The sequence below is a fragment of the Bacteroides difficilis genome, from assembly GCF_048319815.1.
Lineage (GTDB): Bacteria > Bacteroidota > Bacteroidia > Bacteroidales > Bacteroidaceae > Bacteroides > Bacteroides zhangwenhongii.
In genome coordinates, this window is sequence record NZ_CP182814.1 from 4451404 (window position 1) to 4469387 (window position 17984).

General features: G+C 43.4%; 10 protein-coding genes. 8 read left to right on the forward strand and 2 right to left on the reverse strand.

Going from position 1 to position 17984, the window contains the following annotated elements; all coding sequences use genetic code 11:
• Positions 1–5 precede the first annotated feature (5 nt).
• Positions 6–3137, reverse strand: coding sequence for a SusC/RagA family TonB-linked outer membrane protein (locus tag ACNOGP_RS17625; RefSeq protein ID WP_418213359.1), 3132 nt, complete (start codon positions 3135–3137; stop codon positions 6–8).
• Positions 3138–3148: 11 nt separating this feature from the next.
• The gene (locus ACNOGP_RS17630) at positions 3149–6001 is read right to left on the reverse strand and encodes a hypothetical protein (protein WP_418213360.1); all 2853 of its coding nucleotides are present in this window, start codon (positions 5999–6001) and stop codon (positions 3149–3151) included.
• Between the two features lie 428 nt (positions 6002–6429).
• Between ACNOGP_RS17630 and ACNOGP_RS17635 the strand changes: the two genes are divergently transcribed.
• From ACNOGP_RS17635 to ACNOGP_RS17670, 8 genes are all read left to right on the forward strand, one after another.
• Positions 6430–7569: an aldose epimerase family protein gene (locus tag ACNOGP_RS17635; RefSeq protein WP_186967880.1), complete on the forward strand. Its 1140-nt coding sequence runs from the start codon at positions 6430–6432 to the stop codon at positions 7567–7569.
• Between the two features lie 25 nt (positions 7570–7594).
• Positions 7595–9289: a sodium:solute symporter gene (locus ACNOGP_RS17640; RefSeq protein ID WP_287666074.1), complete on the forward strand. Its 1695-nt coding sequence runs from the start codon at positions 7595–7597 to the stop codon at positions 9287–9289.
• A gap of 27 nt (positions 9290–9316) precedes the next feature.
• On the forward strand, positions 9317–9994 hold the full coding sequence (locus ACNOGP_RS17645) for an NUDIX hydrolase (protein WP_143864694.1): 678 nt from the start codon (positions 9317–9319) through the stop codon (positions 9992–9994).
• 5 nt (positions 9995–9999) lie between these two features.
• Positions 10000–10683 (forward strand): L-ribulose-5-phosphate 4-epimerase, encoded by a 684-nt coding sequence (locus tag ACNOGP_RS17650; protein WP_007753683.1) that lies wholly within the window; start codon positions 10000–10002, stop codon positions 10681–10683.
• Between the two features lie 38 nt (positions 10684–10721).
• Positions 10722–12248 carry an L-arabinose isomerase gene (araA, locus tag ACNOGP_RS17655; RefSeq protein WP_007753681.1) on the forward strand — a complete coding sequence of 509 codons (1527 nt, stop codon included), beginning with the start codon at positions 10722–10724 and terminating at the stop codon, positions 12246–12248.
• 12 nt (positions 12249–12260) lie between these two features.
• Positions 12261–13856 (forward strand): xylulokinase, encoded by a 1596-nt coding sequence (locus ACNOGP_RS17660; protein WP_418213361.1) that lies wholly within the window; start codon positions 12261–12263, stop codon positions 13854–13856.
• 107 nt (positions 13857–13963) lie between these two features.
• Positions 13964–16366, forward strand: a complete 2403-nt coding sequence (locus ACNOGP_RS17665) for a beta-L-arabinofuranosidase domain-containing protein (protein ID WP_418213362.1) — start codon at positions 13964–13966, stop codon at positions 16364–16366.
• A 29-nt stretch (positions 16367–16395) separates the two neighbouring features.
• On the forward strand, positions 16396–17940 hold the full coding sequence (locus ACNOGP_RS17670; RefSeq protein ID WP_195475554.1) for an alpha-N-arabinofuranosidase: 1545 nt from the start codon (positions 16396–16398) through the stop codon (positions 17938–17940).
• Positions 17941–17984 lie beyond the last annotated feature (44 nt).

The following is a 17984-nucleotide window of genomic DNA, read 5'->3' on the forward strand; positions in this document are numbered from 1 at the left end:
GGGAATTAAAATTGAATATTAACGCCGAAATTCACCGTCTTCATGATCGGATAACGGTTAGATCCGTTGCTTTCCGGGTCTGTCAGACCATCAAGATGATCCCAAGTTATCAGATTATTCGCATTTACGAATACCCTACATTCCGACATAAATGCTTTCTTCACCCAGTCCTGCGGCAAAGTATAGCTCAGTTCTATATTCTTCAAACGGAGAAAAGCACCGTTTTTCAGAAAGAAAGAGTTTTGTCTCTGGTTGTGATTGCCGTTCGCATCATAGTGCAGCAACGGATAAGTGGCATTTGTCATATTCCATTCTTCGGACATTGCCGGATTCCAGCGTCCGATGTGATGCTCTTTCACTTTACCGCCACCGACAAAGGCATACATTGCTTCAGCGTCATAGAAACGTGACACATGATCCACTCCCTGAAACATTACACTGAAACCGATACCTTTCCATTGTGCTCCCAATGTCAGCGCATAGGTATTTTCCGGAATATCGCTATAACCGATAAACGTCTCATCACGGTCGTCAATAAAACCGTCGTTATTCATATCACGATATTTCAAGTCACCCACTTTGACTGCCCCATAAGTAGACTGAGGAAAGTCCGGATTGGCAAGATCGGCAGAAGTGACAAATCCGTCGCAGATCAGACCAAAGTATTGATTGATGGCATGACCTTCACGTTTACGGTAATCCGTCTTCAACGCCGGTTCGTCCATACCGATAATCTCATTGCGGGCATGTGAAAAAGTGAAACCTACATTGTAATAAAAGTCCTTTCCAATGCGATTGTTGTGCTTCAACTCCAACTCGAAACCGGAGTTTTTGGTTTCACCGAGATTCCCGGCAGCCATATTCACGCCTACCCATTGAGGACGCGACTGGTAAGTGGTCAGGATATTCGAACGGCTCTCATAAAAATAATCGATATTACCGGACAACAGATTATTCCATAAACTGAATTCCAATCCCGCGTTGTACTTCTTGGCACGCTCCCAAGTTACATCATAGTTAGGATACTGGCTCTCGTAAATACCTGTTTCCCAACGGCTGCCACCAAACATATATGCATTTGCCAACTGTGTCCATACAGGCTCGTACAGAAATCGCTGTTGTACGCCGTTCACCATGTAGACATCATTTCCCACTTCACCGTAAGAACCGCGAAGTTTAAGGTTATTCAACCATTTAGAAGTTCCTTGCATGAATTTCTCGTTGGAAATACGCCATCCTAAAGAGAAAGAAGGAAAGAAACCGAAACGTTTTCCTTCACGGAAGTTCTCAGAGCCGTTGTAACCGAAGTTTACTTCTGCAAGATAACGGTCATCGTATCCGTAAGTGGCACGTCCTACCAATCCTTGATAACGTTTTGCCAGTTCTGCCTGATAACGATAGTCATTCTGATTGTAAAGAGCCATTGCTGTTACATCGTGTTTGCCGAACTTCCGGGCATAGTTCAACTGTACCTCCATATAGAGTTTATAAGTTGTAGTCTGATCATTTCCGGCATATCCCAATTCCGTATCATCGTTGAATTTCGTATAACCTGCCAACGAATTATAATTGTCCTTATCCGCCAATTCATAAGTAGCGAATGTAGAAGTAAATTTACGGTTATAGTAAGCATCATAGTCAAATGACGCCATTCCTCTGACCTTCAATCCTTGTGTCAGCCAACTCATATCATAGTCAACGATGAAATTCGTTTCGTTGATTGTATTTGTGGCACGCGTAAAACCCGCTTCTGCCAAACGACCGACTATATTATTCTGATTTTGTGAATTACCACCATACAATGTCCGGGCATTTTCTCCTTCTCCAATTGCATAAGTAACCGGGAACAACCATCCCGGAGTATGATTCATCTGATAGAAAACTTCACTGTAACTACCATCTATCCGCTCGTCGGAATTCGGTGTACGACGTTCTTCAAAACGTGTTCCGAAATTGACAGACAAAGTCAAGCCGTCCGTTACCAGAAAATCCAGATTTCCACGAAAAGCGTATCTACGATAACTGGAGTTGGAACTGTTTCCATATTCGTCAGTACTGAAGTTCTTAAACAAGCCTTGCTGATTGTAATATTCGGCAGATGCAAAATAACGAATACGCTTCGTTCCTCCTTGGATATTTACATTGTAGCGTTGTGCCGGAGCGGAACTGCGAAGTACTGTATCATACCAGTCCACATTCGGATAAAGCATGGCGTCAAGTCCTGTTAGCTGTCCGTCCCTCGATTTCCGGTACATATTCAGGTCATAAGCCGAATATTGTGAAGCCATTCCATCATTAGCCAGCGCTTCTTCCAAAAGTACAACAGAATCATAAGAATCCAGATAAGTATCTTTGCGCGTAGGGCTCTGAATTTGCCAATTGGCTGTCAGGCTTACTTTAGGCTTTTGTTCCTTACCGCGTTTGGTTGTAATCAGCATAACACCGTTGGCACCACGTACACCATATACAGCGGTAGCAGAAGCGTCTTTCAATACAGAGATAGACTCAATATCATCCGGTGATATCTGAGAGAATGAACGTTCTACGCCATCCACCAGAATCAACGGCTGATTGTCTCCTGCAAATGAAGCCCGACCACGAATATAGATATCTGCATCGTCAGCTCCCGGTGCACCGGAAGTCTGTGAAGTTATCACACCGGAGATCTTACCCGCCAATGCCTGAGAAACATTAGCTGCCGGTGATTTCAACAGTTCCTTTGAAGAGACTTGTGAGATAGCTCCCACCACACTCTCTTTTTTCTGCGCTCCATAACCTACCACGACTACCTCATCCAATACTTCCGTATCTTCTTTCAGTGTAATCGAAATCATCGCCTTTCCTTTTACCGGAATATCCTGAGTCTGATAACCGATATAACTGACGTGTAGAATTGCATCGGGCGATACCTCCAACACAAAATTACCATCAAAATCGGTCACTGTACCATTTGTCGTTCCTTTTTCCAGAACACTGGCACCAATCACCGTCTCCCCCAAGGGATCTTTTACAACACCTTTCACTTGTTTCTTCTGAGCGTATGCTCCCAAAGAAAAGGAAATAAGGCAAAAGGTCAATAATAGCCGGAAAACAATGCTCCCGGATATTTTTGAATTTACTTTATTCTTTCTATTCATATATTAGACTTTTAGTTATTATTGCCTTTGACATAAGAGGCCTCTGTATCAATCTCCAAATAAGCACGTTCAACGCTCAAATACGTTCCTATAATACCGCTGTCCGGGAGGTTTGAAAGTTCACATACATACCAATATTTTGCACCACCGACAGTGGTTACATCCGCTCTCACGGATGCAGTATTCCCTTGACGGTTCATCCTAATCTCGACTGTCGCTCCCTTCATATCTTCCGTAAATGTCCCCCAATTATAGTTACAATCCCGTACAGGGCGATGTTCATCATCATTAATGCCATTCAACCATCCATAATTGTCGGCACGGATTAACGCATATTCTATATATTCACTTTCCCCGGTTACCTTACCATTAGAAACAAGTAACATCCAATTATGCCAATTCAGCTCACCACTTGTATAGTTAGTAAATTTATAATAGAATTCCCCATTACCATCCAATGTCCTTACTTCAGAAACATCTCCTAGAAAAGCAGTCGAACAATCTACTGTTCCTACCGTTTCCAAATCACTAGGTTCAGGAATATCTTCCCCATTTATAGCTTCCGATGTGATATCAGTCAGGCAAGCACTGTCCAATGTCAAGAAAGTACCAATCGTATTCGTTACATCTGTAATTACACCAGTAAGTGTGCCTTTATAATAATAAGAGATTCCACTTTCCGTCGTAATATCAGCATTCAACTTAATATCCTTATTATCACGAGTAATAGTCAGAACAACTTTTGCACCATTCAATGCCCAAGTATAATCCGGAAGATTGGTCTCGAAACCAAATAGCCGATCATTTCCACCTACCCATCCAAAATTATCTGCACGAATCACTACATATTCTTTATAATTAGGATCTCCGAAAGCCGTACCATTAGTTATCGCCACTGCCCAGTTTTCCCAAACATTCAAACATCTATTATGATTTGTAAATGTATACTTGAAAGAGGCATTCGTTCCTGTTCCAGAAATCACCGGGGAGAACGCTTGCCACCACCCCGTAGTAAAGTCACTTGCTCCCAACTGTGTGCTCGGTTCTGTGAACGACATGGCAACAGGATTATTTTTCATTACCAGATAAGAATTATCGACTGTCAAGCATGAACTGATTACATCTACATCAGCAGGCAGTGTATACATCCAATAGTAAGAGTATTTTTTATTATCCTTTGTCGTTATGGCAGCATAGAAACTAATCTTGCCTGCACGACGTTTAACAGTCATCTTCACATTCGCTTCATTCATATCTGAGACAAATGTATTCCAATCGTAATTACATGAAGGTGCACAATCCATCTCCAGTAATGTATGCTCAGCATCATACAGTCCATTCAACCATCCCCAGTTATCAGCACGAATAATCGCATGTTCTACATACCCCTCCTGTCCTCTTGTCTTTCCGTTGGTAAACACCAGATACCAGTTCTTTTCATTACCCGGCCCTTGCGTATAATTAGTAAACTCATAAACAACTTCCGTATAGTCTTCTAATATAATAGGCTCCGTAAACATTGTATTAAATGCTGTCGAGTAATCGGAAAATCCCAACTGTCCGTTTTGTATCTCTAACGGAGTTACAGAAGTTTCCTTATTCTCCACCTCCAGGTATGCATTATCAACAGAAAGGAATACACCAACCGTACCCTCACCAGCAATAGTAGGATGATACCAAGAATAAGTATACTTCTTATCTTGCTGTGAAATAATCACCGCATTCATCGTAATAGAAGTCCCATATCTTGTCACTGTCAAATCCACAACCGCTCCATTCATTTCACTTCTGAACTTCTCCCAACTACCGAACTGACCATATACATCAGAAAGAGGATAGCCACTGTCAGGAATTGTGTTTTCTGAATTCCCGGACAACCATCCATAGGCATCCGCACGAACCAAAGCATATTCCTGATATCCTTCTTCCCCAATAGCCTTTCCATTGGAAATAAGCAACATCCAATTCTGATGATTGGCAACACCTTTGGTATAATTCTTAAATTGATAATGATATATTGCATCCCCTTCGGCAGAAAGCACCTCTGAGAAAGCTCCCAAGAACCCTGTAGAAAAGTCAGTTGCCCCAATAGTAGTAGTTCCGATTCCAGGACGTTTGATTTCATTCTTTCCGACCAGATCTTTATAAATCTTCAAATCTTCCATCCAAAATTCACCCGGAGGAGTCTCCAATCCATAACCAATATATAAACGAGTAGCTACAGAGGTCAAGTGGTCCACTAACTGATTGTAAATCTCAGTTTGTAATGAGGACGTTCCCCACTCTTCGCCATCCAGATAAACAGTATAGCCGTCTTTACCTATATTTATAGCAACATAATGCCATATATCCGGAGTTAATTCTGAAAAACCTTCACTCAACACAGCTCCATTATAAATCAGTCCGGCATTTGAAGTAATCACCAATTTACTTTTCTCTGTATCATCCATAAAAGCCAAAAGAGACTTTCCATCAGTCCTAGTTGCTATTGTTTCTTCACTTTCTTCATCAGTGTTACGCACCTGAACATCTTCTCCTGCCAATTTTATCCACATCGTAGCAGACGCCCCCGATTCAAGACGTTTATTGGTCAATGGATTTTCTCCATAGATATATCCATTATTCAAATAGAGTACCTTACTACCAATTTCTTGGTCTTTTATAATCTCCGGATTCTGTCCGTTCTCATATGTACCAACCTGAAATCCTTCGAGACTTTCGAAAGAATAGGAACCTACCTTTGTCAAAACAGGTATTTGCTGATCTCCCGCCGGAGCATCCTGCTCATTCCAATCCTGACATGAACACATACATAAAGTTAAAATTACTGTTGCCATTGCAGACAACCATCTTTTAGTCCTCATAATACAGATTTTTGTTATTAAACAGATTTTTCTTTGCCGCACTCACTGTCTTTCAGCTTCGCAGCACTTACTTTGCAATGCCAAAATTAGATATTCCGACATTTATCGAAGTGGACAAAAAAGGATAATAGGTAGACAAACGGACTTTTCCCCCATTTTTTCCATCATATCATAAAAAACGCCCTTATTTCTCATGCAAAGATAACACATAGACCGATACACATTCGCAACCGAATATTTTTCCTTCATTAGAAAAATAAGTTTTTTATATCCGCCTATGTATATATAATAATAAGGTATAACAATAAGTGCATTTTTTACGTTTTATGTTGTATAACATACGTCAGTGTATTGAATACACCGAAACAAAGTGTTACTTTTACACCCGAATTAAGATAATCAACTCATTTACATAAAAAAATATAACCATGAAAAAACATTTTCTACTAGCAGGATTTGCCGCACTTATGCTCTTTGCGTGCAATAACAAGCCGGTTTCCGAGCTGACTCTATCAGGTCTTGATCCGGCAAAATTTCAAACAGAAGTAAATAATGCCCAAACCAATCTTTATACTTTAAAGAATAAAGCAGGCATGGAAGTGTGCATTACTAATTTCGGAGGTCGTATCGTGTCTATCATGGTACCGGACAAAAACGGAAAGATGCAGGATGTAGTTTTAGGCTTCGATAGTATTGCCGACTATATCAATGTCCCCAGCGACTTCGGTGCTTCCATCGGACGTTATGCCAATCGTATCAATCAAGGACGTTTTGTTCTTGACGGTGATACCATCCAGCTACCACAAAACAATTTCGGGCACTGTCTGCACGGAGGTCCCAAAGGATGGCAATATCAAGTATATGAGGCAAATCTTATTGATCCGATGACATTGGAACTAACCCGTATCTCACCCGACGGTGATGAAAATTTTCCAGGTAATGTAACAGCCAAAGTCACTTACACACTGACAGAAGACAACGCTATCGATATTAAATATAGCGCAACTACCGACAAAAAGACGATCATCAACATGACCAACCACTCTTATTTCAACCTGGCCGGCAATCCGTCGAAAGCCTCAACCGACAATATTCTGTATGTGAATGCAGACTACTATACTCCGGTAGACAGCACTTTCATGACAACAGGTGAAATTGCCCCGGTAAAAGATACTCCGATGGACTTCACGACTCCGAAAACAGTAGGGCAAGACATCAGTAACTATGATTTCGTCCAGTTGAAAAACGGAAACGGTTATGACCACAATTGGGTACTGAACACTAAGGGAGACATTTCGCAGGTAGCTGCCAAACTGACTTCACCGGAAAGCGGTATCACTCTGGAAGTATATACCAACGAACCGGGTATCCAAGTTTATACAGGTAACTTCCTCGACGGTACTGTAACCGGAAAGAAAGGTATCGTTTACAATCAACGTGCTTCCGTATGTCTGGAAACACAACATTATCCGGACAGTCCCAACAAAGCTGATTGGCCTTCAGTAGTTCTGGAACCGGGACAAACCTATAACAGCGAATGTATTTTCAAATTCTCAGTAGAGAAATAATATTAACTTATAAATCATATTTATTGTGGAAGCATTAGATTGGGTGGTAATCGGCGTCTTCTTTTTGGCGCTGATCGGTATTATTGTTTGGGTAGTCAGACAAAAACAAAATGACTCGGCAGATTATTTCTTAGGCGGACGTGACGCAACTTGGCTCGCAATCGGAGCCTCTATCTTCGCATCAAACATCGGTTCGGAACACTTGATAGGACTGGCAGGCGCCGGAGCCTCCAGTGGTATGGCGATGGCTCATTGGGAAATTCAAGGATGGATGATTCTGATTTTGGGATGGGTGTTCGTTCCATTCTATACACGAAGCATGGTATACACAATGCCGGAATTCTTGGAGCGACGTTATAACCCACAGTCACGTACGATCTTATCCGTTATTTCTTTAGTAAGTTATGTATTGACAAAAGTAGCTGTAACAGTCTATGCCGGTGGTTTGGTATTCCAACAGGTATTCGGTATCAAAGAACTTTGGGGAATCGACTTCTTCTGGATTGCTGCAATCGGATTGGTAGTTCTGACAGCACTTTATACTATCTTCGGGGGTATGAAATCCGTATTGTATACTTCTGTACTCCAGACTCCTATCCTTCTGCTTGGTTCGTTGATCATCCTCGTGCTTGGTTTTAAAGAACTGGGTGGCTGGAACGAAATGATGAAAGTTTGCGGTGCGGTAACAGTAAATGATTACGGAGATACAATGACTAATCTAATCCGTAGTAACGATGATCCGAACTTCCCTTGGCTAGGTGCTTTGATCGGTTCCGCCATTATCGGATTCTGGTATTGGTGTACTGACCAGTTTATCGTACAGCGTGTACTTTCCGGAAAGAATGAGATGGAAGCACGTCGCGGTACCATCTTCGGTGCTTACCTGAAACTGCTGCCTGTCTTCTTGTTTCTTATTCCGGGTATGATCGCATTTGCATTGCATCAGAAATATATCGGTGCCGGTGGTGAAGGATTTCTTCCGTTGCTGGCTAACGGAACAGCAAATGCCGATGCCGCTTTCCCCACTTTGGTCGCTAAATTGTTGCCGGCCGGTGTGAAAGGTCTGGTTGTATGCGGTATCCTTGCAGCTTTGATGAGTTCTTTAGCCTCTTTGTTCAATTCATCCGCCATGTTGTTTACTATTGACTTCTACAAACGTTTCAGACCGGAAACTCCGGAAAAGAAACTGGTAGGTATCGGTCAGGTTGCAACAGTTGTAATTGTAATCTTAGGTATCCTTTGGATTCCTATCATGCGTAGTGTAGGTGACGTTCTTTATACTTATTTGCAGGATGTTCAGTCTGTATTGGCTCCGGGTATCGCAGCCGCTTTCTTATTGGGTATCTGCTGGAAGCGTACTTCCGCTCAAGGTGGTATGTGGGGATTGATAGCCGGTATGGTTATCGGCTTAACTCGTCTGGGTGCTAAAGTATATTATAGCAATGCCGGAGAAGTGGCAGACTCTACATTCAAATATCTGTTCTATGATATGAACTGGCTGTTCTTCTGCGGATGGATGTTCCTATTCTGCATCATTATTGTAATCGCAGTCAGCCTGGCTACAAAAGCTCCGACAGCGGAAAAGATTCAAGGCTTGGTATTCGGTACGGCTACGAAAGAACAAAAAGCGGCTACACGTGCAAGTTGGAATCATTGGGATATTATCCATACAGCAATTATCCTGGCTATTACCGCAGCTTTCTACTGGTATTTCTGGTAACAATTAATTAACTAATATAAAAAAACGATGAACAATTATTATAGCTCGAATCCTAGTTTTCATGTAGGCATTGACTGTATCATTTTTGGATTTAACGATGGTGAATTAAGTCTGCTACTGCTGAAAAGAAATTTTGAACCAGCAATGGGCGAATGGTCTTTGATGGGAGGATTCGTGCAAGAAAACGAAAGTGTGGACGATGCGGCCAAACGTGTACTAGCGGAACTTACCGGATTGGAAAACGTGTATATGGAACAAGTGGGAACTTTCGGAGCGGTCGACCGTGATCCGGGAGAACGGGTAATCTCCGTTGCATACTATGCGTTGGTCAACGTCAATGAATATGACCGGAAACTGGTTCGAAAACATAACGCTTACTGGGTAAACATCAATGAACTTCCCCCACTGATTTTCGATCATCCTGCAATGGTGACAAAAGCAAGGGAGTTGATGAGACAAAAAGCTTCTACCGAACCTATCGGTTTCAACTTATTGCCTAAACTTTTCACACTATCCAAATTGCAGAGTTTATATGAAGCCATTTATGGTGAAACGATGGATAAGCGCAACTTCCGCAAGCGTGTTGCCGGAATGGATTATGTGGAAAAGACCGATAAGATAGATAAGCTATGTTCCAAACGAGGGGCAGCCTTATATAAGTTTAATAGCAAGATTTATCGTAAAGATCCGAAATTCAAATTATAATCAATATGCTGGAAGAACTGAAAGAAAAAGTATTTCATGCCAATCTCGAATTGGTAAAGCATGGATTAGTCATCTTTACTTGGGGGAACGTTTCTGCCATCGACCGTGAAAGCGGGTTGGTAGTAATCAAACCCAGTGGTGTAAGTTACGATGAAATGAAAGCAGAAGATATGGTAGTAGTGGATCTGGATGGCAAGGTCGTTGAAGGACGGCTGAAGCCATCTTCAGATACTCCGACTCACGTAGTACTCTACAAAGCATTCCCGGAAATCGGCGGAGTGGTACATACCCACTCTACCTATGCGACCGCTTGGGCGCAAGCCGGATGCGACATTCCGAACATCGGAACTACTCATGCCGATTATTTCCATGACGCTATCCCCTGCACGGCAGATATGACCGAAGCAGAAGTGAAAGGTGCCTACGAACTGGAAACCGGGAACGTGATCGTGAAGCGTTTTGAAGGTTTGAATCCCGTACATACACCGGGCGTGCTGGTAAAGAATCACGGTCCTTTCTCCTGGGGAAAAGACGCACACGATGCAGTACACAACGCCGTAGTAATGGAACAGGTAGCAAAAATGGCAAGTATCGCATACGCCGTTAATCCCAATTTAACAATGAATCCTCTGCTGATTGAAAAACATTTCAGTCGCAAGCATGGTCCGAATGCTTATTACGGACAATAATCAATTAAAAACTAGAAATTAAATTAAAGCAAAACATTATGAACGCATTTGATCAATATGAAGTATGGTTTGTAACAGGAGCACAGCTCCTGTACGGAGGTGACGCAGTAATCGCAGTAGACGCACACTCTAATGAAATGGTTAACGGGTTGAACAACTCCGGTAAACTCCCTGTAAAAGTGGTATACAAAGGAACTGCCAACTCTTCCAAAGAAGTGGAAGCTGTTTTCAAAGCTGCCAACAACGACGAGAAATGTGTCGGTGTCATCACTTGGATGCATACTTTCTCTCCTGCAAAAATGTGGATTCACGGTTTGCAACAGTTGAAGAAACCGTTGTTGCACCTGCATACTCAGTTCAACAAGGAAATTCCTTGGGATACAATGGATATGGACTTCATGAACCTGAATCAGTCGGCTCATGGCGACCGTGAATTCGGACACATCTGTACTCGTATGCGTATCCGTCGCAAAGTGGTAGTAGGTTATTGGAAAGACGAAGACACACTGCATAAGATTGCCGTATGGATGCGTGTTTGTGCAGGTTGGGCAGATTCTCAAGATATGCTGATCATTCGTTTTGGCGACCAGATGAACAATGTAGCCGTAACTGACGGTGACAAGGTGGAAGCGGAACAACGTATGGGTTATCATGTAGACTATTGTCCGGTAAGCGAACTGATGGAATATCACAAAGATATCAAGGACGCTGACGTAGACGCATTAGTAGCTACTTATTTCAAAGAATACGACCACGATGCTTCTTTGGAAGACAAATCAACCGAAGCTTATCAGAAGGTATGGAATGCCGCAAAAGCAGAATTGGCTCTTCGCGCTATCTTGAAAGCGAAAGGCGCAAAAGGATTCACAACCAATTTTGACGACTTGGGCGACTTGGAGCACAACGGTTTCGACCAGATTCCGGGACTTGCTTCTCAACGTCTGATGGCGGAAGGTTATGGTTTCGGTGCCGAAGGCGACTGGAAATCCGCTGCTCTCTACCGCACTGTATGGGTAATGAATCAAGGGCTTCCGAAAGGCTGTTCTTTCCTCGAAGATTACACATTGAACTTCAACGGTGCACAAAGCTCTATCTTACAATCACATATGTTGGAAGTTTGTCCGCTTATCGCAGCCAACAAACCTCGTCTGGAAGTGCACTTCCTCGGTATAGGTATTCGTAAGAGCCAGACAGCTCGTCTTGTCTTTACTTCTAAAGTCGGTACAGGTTGTACTGCAACTGTAGTAGACTTAGGCAACCGTTTCCGTCTGATTGTAAATGATGTGGAATGTATCGAACCGAAACCGCTGCCGAAATTACCGGTTGCTTCCGCTCTTTGGATTCCAATGCCTAACTTTGAAGTAGGTGCCGGTGCATGGATTCTGGCAGGTGGTACTCACCATTCTTGCTTCTCATATGATCTGACCGCTGAATACTGGGAAGATTATGCTGAAATCGCAGGTATCGAAATGGTACATATCAATAAAGATACGACTATCAGCTGCTTCAAGAAAGAGTTGCGCATGAATGAAGTATATTATATGTTGAATAAAGCACTTTGCTAAACCCTATCCAACATGAAATCAGATGCAAAATCAACAATCGAAACAGGCAAAGCCATTCTTGGAATCGAACTCGGTTCTACACGGATAAAAGCCGTTTTGATTGATCAGGAAAACAAGCCGATTGCTCAAGGAAACCATACTTGGGAGAACCAGCTAGTTGACGGGCTTTGGACATACAGTATCGAAGCCATCTGGTCCGGTCTGCAAGATTGCTATGCCGATCTCCGCTCCAACGTGAAGAACTTATACGGCATAGAGATCGAGAACCTGGCAGCTATCGGTGTCAGTGCCATGATGCACGGTTATATGCCCTTCAATGCAAAAGAAGAAATCCTCGTACCTTTCCGTACCTGGAGAAACACGAATACCGGTCGCGCGGCAGCAGCTTTATCAGACCTGTTTGTCTACAACATTCCGTTGAGATGGAGTATTTCTCACTTGTACCAGGCAATTCTGGACAACGAAGCACATGTCAAAGACATTGACTTCCTGACTACTCTTGCAGGTTATGTGCATTGGCAGTTGACAGGCGAGAAAGTATTGGGCATAGGCGATGCATCCGGAATGCTCCCCATAGACCCGACCACCCACAACTATTCAGCCGAAATGGTGGCGAAGTTCGATAAGCTGATTGCTCCGAATCAGTACAGTTGGACACTGCAAGATATCCTGCCCAAGGTACTGTCGGCAGGTGAAAGTGCAGGTGTCCTTACAACTGAAGGAAGCAAGAGACTCGATGCATCCGGTCATTTGAAGGCAGGAATACCGGTATGTCCGCCGGAAGGAGACGCGGGTACCGGTATGGTTGCAACCAATGCTGTGAAACAACGTACAGGAAACGTATCGGCAGGAACATCCTCTTTCTCCATGATTGTATTGGAGAAAGAGTTGTCAAAGCCATACGAGATGATCGATATGGTCACCACTCCGGACGGAAGCCTGGTAGCTATGGTACATTGCAACAATTGCACATCCGATCTCAACGCATGGGTTAACTTGTTCAAAGAATACCAGGAACTTCTGGGCATACCTGTAGACATGAACGAAATTTATAGCAAGCTCTATAACATCGCTCTCACAGGTGATACCGATTGCGGAGGTCTACTCTCCTACAATTATATTTCAGGTGAGCCCGTCACAGGACTTGCAGAAGGAAGGCCCTTGTTTGTACGTTCTGCCAATGACAAGTTCAATCTGGCAAACTTCATGAGAAGCCATTTATACGCTTCCGTCGGAGTACTCAAGATTGGCAACGATATCCTGTTCAATGAAGAGAAAATCAAAGTGGACAGAATCACAGGTCACGGTGGATTATTCAAAACAAAGGGAGTAGGTCAAAGAATACTCGCAGCTGCCATCAACTCGCCTATTTCTGTAATGGAAACAGCCGGTGAAGGAGGTGCTTGGGGTATTGCCCTGCTCGGTTCTTACCTCATGAACAATGAGAAAAAACAATCGCTTGCTGATTTTCTGGATGAGAAAGTATTTGTCGGAGACGCCGGTATCGAGGTATCGCCTAGCGCTGAGGACGTAGCCGGTTTTAATACATACATCGAGAACTACAAGGCAGGATTGCCCATCGAAGAAGCAGCAGTGAAATTCAAATAGCCCTCATCATGGAGGGCTCTCCGCTTCTTTCTTAATCACCTAAGTATTAACATAAACTATCCCCATTCCCTCTCCTTTCCGGAGAGGGACAAGGGGAAACTATTATCATGAAAACCACGTCGTTCATACTTGCACTTCTCCTATCCGCCTCACTGTCTAAAGCACAGAACGTTCCACAGGTGTCATACTTCCCCTTACAAGACGTCAAACTATTGGATAGTCCGTTCTTACAAGCCCAACAGACTGATTTGCATTACATACTCGCCCTTAATCCCGATCGCTTGCTGGCTCCTTTCTTACGCGAAGCGGGACTCACTCCGAAAGCTCCGAGTTATACCAATTGGGAAAACACCGGACTGGACGGACACATCGGCGGACATTATTTATCCGCACTCTCCATGATGTATGCCGCTACCGGAGATACCGCAGTTTACAACCGGCTTAACTATATGCTTGACGAGCTATACCGTGCCCAACAAGCTGTCGGAACAGGTTTTATCGGAGGAACTCCGGGCAGTCTCCAACTTTGGAAAGAAATTAAAGCAGGTAATATCCGTGCCGGAGGTTTCGACCTCAATGGCAAATGGGTGCCTCTCTACAATATACACAAGACATACGCCGGATTGCGGGACGTCTACCTCTATACAGGCAGCGACCGGGCACGCCGGATGTTGATTGCTTTTACAGATTGGATGATCGACATTACTTCCGGTCTGAGCGATCAGCAAATACAGGATATGCTCCGTAGCGAACATGGCGGACTAAACGAGACTTTCGCTGACGTAGCTGCAATTACGGGAGATAAAAAGTACCTGAAACTGGCACGTCGGTTTTCCCATAAGATTATCCTTGATCCGCTTATCAAAGATGAGGACCGACTGACAGGCATGCACGCCAATACCCAAATACCGAAAGTGATCGGTTACAAACGAATCGCCGAACTCTCACAGGACGACAAGAACTGGAATCACGCCGAAGAATGGGATCATGCAGCCCGTTTCTTCTGGAATACGGTTGTCAACAATCGCTCTGTCTGTATCGGAGGGAATAGTGTACGCGAGCATTTCCATCCGGCCGATAATTTTACCTCCATGATAAACGATGTGCAAGGGCCGGAGACCTGCAATACCTACAATATGCTCCGCCTTACTAAAATGCTTTATCAGAACTCTCACAATCCCTGCAATATAAATGAGCCCGACCCCAACTACATCAACTATTACGAACGTGCGCTTTACAACCATATCCTAGCGTCTCAAGAGCCGGATAAAGGCGGATTTGTATACTTCACCCCTATGCGGCCGGGACATTACCGCGTTTATTCACAACCGGAAACATCTATGTGGTGTTGTGTCGGCTCTGGTCTGGAAAACCATACCAAATACGGTGAATTCATTTATGCGCATCAGAAAGATACGCTTTATGTCAATCTTTTCATCCCCTCACAACTGAACTGGAAAGAACAAGGCGTCATCTTGACACAGGAAACCCGCTTTCCCGATGACAATAAGGTTACTTTGCGAATAGATAAAGCTTCTAAGAAACAACGTACTTTAATGATACGCATTCCGGAATGGGCTAACCAATCTTCCAACTATTCAATTAGCATTAATGGGAAGAAAGAAACGTTTCCCACGAAAAAAGGAAATCAATACCTTCCTCTTTCCCGTAAATGGAAAAAAGGAGACGTCATAACCTTCAACCTGCCGATGAAAGTTACTATTGAACAAATCCCCGACAAGAAAGATTATTATGCTTTCTTATACGGTCCTATCGTTCTTGCAGCTTCCACAAGCACAGAACATCTCGATGGTCTGTATGCCGATGACAGTCGCGGCGGCCATATCGCACATGGCAAACAAATTCCTTTGCAGGAAGTCCCGATGTTGATAGGAGATCCCAATTCAATATGCAAAGATCTTCACAAAGAAAAGGGGAACCGGATCGCTTTCCGTTACAATGGAGATGTCTATCCGGCACAAGGCAAAGCATTGGAACTCGTTCCTTTCTTCCGCCTGCATAATTCCCGTTATGCCATTTACTTCCGACAGACAAGCGAAGAGCAATTCAAAGCCATTCAAGAAGAAATGGCAACAGCCGAACGAAAAACGACCGAATTAGCCAATCAAACTATTGATCTTATCTTTCCCGGTGAACAGCAACCGGAGTCTGACCATGCTATCCAATATGAGCAGGCAGAAACCGGAACGGATAAAGACAGACACTTCCGCCGTGCCAAAGGTTGGTTCGGCTATCAACTGAAAGTAAAAGAGGAAGCAAGCCGTCTCCTGATTACGATACGGAAAGATGACCGGAACAAAATGGCTATCCTCTTGAATAATGAAAAGTTGGCTGTTAAACCGACAATCAGTGAAGCGGACAAAGGCGGTTTTATTACTCTTTCTTATGCCCTGCCCCAAAAGTTGAACACGGGCAATTGCCCGATACGTTTCATCCCTGACGGGACGGAATGGACTCCTGCTATCTACGAAGTACGTTTACTAAAATAAAAAAAACAATCATTAAACAAATACCATTTATGAAAGCAAAATTATTAGTCAGCACAGCCTTTTTGGCAGCTTCAGTATCTCTTTCTGCACAAAAGAGCGCTACCATCACTTTACACGCCGATCAAGGTAAAGAAATTATCCCAAAAGAAATTTACGGTCAGTTTGCCGAACATTTAGGTTCATGTATCTACGGCGGCCTTTGGGTAGGCGAGAATTCGGATATTCCTAATATAAAGGGATATCGCACAGATGTATTCAATGCATTAAAAGAACTCGCCGTCCCTGTTCTTCGTTGGCCGGGTGGTTGTTTTGCCGATGAATACCACTGGATGGACGGTATCGGACCCAAAGAGAACCGTCCGAAGATGGTAAATAACAACTGGGGAGGAACCATTGAAGACAATAGTTTCGGTACTCATGAGTTTCTAAACCTGTGTGAAATGCTGGGTTGCGAACCATATGTCAGTGGAAATGTAGGCAGCGGTACGGTAGAGGAACTCGCCAAATGGGTAGAATATATGACATCTGACGGTGACTCTCCTATGGCGAACCTTCGCCGCAAAAACGGGCGCGACAAGGCATGGAAGATTAAATATCTGGGTGTAGGAAATGAAAGTTGGGGATGTGGCGGCAGTATGCGTCCCGAATACTATGCAGACCTGTACCGTCGTTACTCCACCTATTGCCGCAACTATGACGGCAACCGTCTCTTCAAGATTGCCAGCGGAGCCAGCGATTACGACTATAACTGGACTGATGTATTGATGAATCGTGTAGGACACCGTATGCAAGGTCTTTCTCTTCATTATTACACCGTAACGGGCTGGAGTGGCAGTAAAACTTCCGCTACTCAATTCAACAAAGACGACTATTACTGGACAATGGGCAAATGCCTCGAAGTGGAAGAAGTCCTCAAAAAACATTGCGCCATCATGGACAAATATGACAAGGATAAGAAAATCGCCCTTTTACTTGACGAATGGGGAACTTGGTGGGACGAAGAACCTGGAACCATCAGAGGACACCTCTATCAGCAAAACACATTGCGCGACGCTTTCGTTGCCTCTTTGAGCCTTGACGTATTTCATAAATACACCGATCGTCTGAAAATGGCAAATATCGCACAAGTTGTCAATGTACTTCAATCCATGATTCTGACAAAAGGAAAAGAGATGGTACTGACTCCCAGCTATTATGTTTTCAAAATGTATAAGGTACATCAAGACGCCACTTATCTCCCTATCGACCTGGAGTGTGAAAAGATGAATGTACGCGATAACCGTACCGTACCGATGGTAAGCGCCACAGCCTCCAAAGACAAAAACGGTGTTATCCATATTTCCCTTTCAAACGTAAATGCCGATGAAGCACAGGAAATCACCATCAATCTGGGAGACACAAAGGCAAAGAAGGCTACCGGAGAAATCCTGACCTCTGCAAAACTCACCGATTACAATTCTTTTGAGAATCCTAATATTGTAAAACCGGCACCTTTCAAAGAGGTAAAAATCAATAAAGGCACAATGAAGGTAAAACTTCCTGCTAAGTCGATTGTTACTTTAGAGTTACAGTAAATCAAGGGCTATTACTTATTGTATTATAAACAAGAAGGCAAGTA

What these genes read in the sequence shown, in the direction of transcription:
- ACNOGP_RS17625 (WP_418213359.1), bottom strand. Translation starts at nt 3,137, where the DNA reads ATGAATAGAAAGAATAAAGTAAATTCAAAAATATCCGGGAGCATTGTT.
- ACNOGP_RS17630 (WP_418213360.1), bottom strand. Translation starts at nt 6,001, where the DNA reads ATGAGGACTAAAAGATGGTTGTCTGCAATGGCAACAGTAATTTTAACT.
- ACNOGP_RS17635 (WP_186967880.1), top strand. Translation starts at nt 6,430, where the DNA reads ATGAAAAAACATTTTCTACTAGCAGGATTTGCCGCACTTATGCTCTTT.
- ACNOGP_RS17645 (WP_143864694.1), top strand. Translation starts at nt 9,317, where the DNA reads ATGAACAATTATTATAGCTCGAATCCTAGTTTTCATGTAGGCATTGAC.
- ACNOGP_RS17650 (WP_007753683.1), top strand. Translation starts at nt 10,000, where the DNA reads ATGCTGGAAGAACTGAAAGAAAAAGTATTTCATGCCAATCTCGAATTG.
- araA (WP_007753681.1), top strand. Translation starts at nt 10,722, where the DNA reads ATGAACGCATTTGATCAATATGAAGTATGGTTTGTAACAGGAGCACAG.
- ACNOGP_RS17660 (WP_418213361.1), top strand. Translation starts at nt 12,261, where the DNA reads ATGAAATCAGATGCAAAATCAACAATCGAAACAGGCAAAGCCATTCTT.
- ACNOGP_RS17665 (WP_418213362.1), top strand. Translation starts at nt 13,964, where the DNA reads ATGAAAACCACGTCGTTCATACTTGCACTTCTCCTATCCGCCTCACTG.
- ACNOGP_RS17670 (WP_195475554.1), top strand. Translation starts at nt 16,396, where the DNA reads ATGAAAGCAAAATTATTAGTCAGCACAGCCTTTTTGGCAGCTTCAGTA.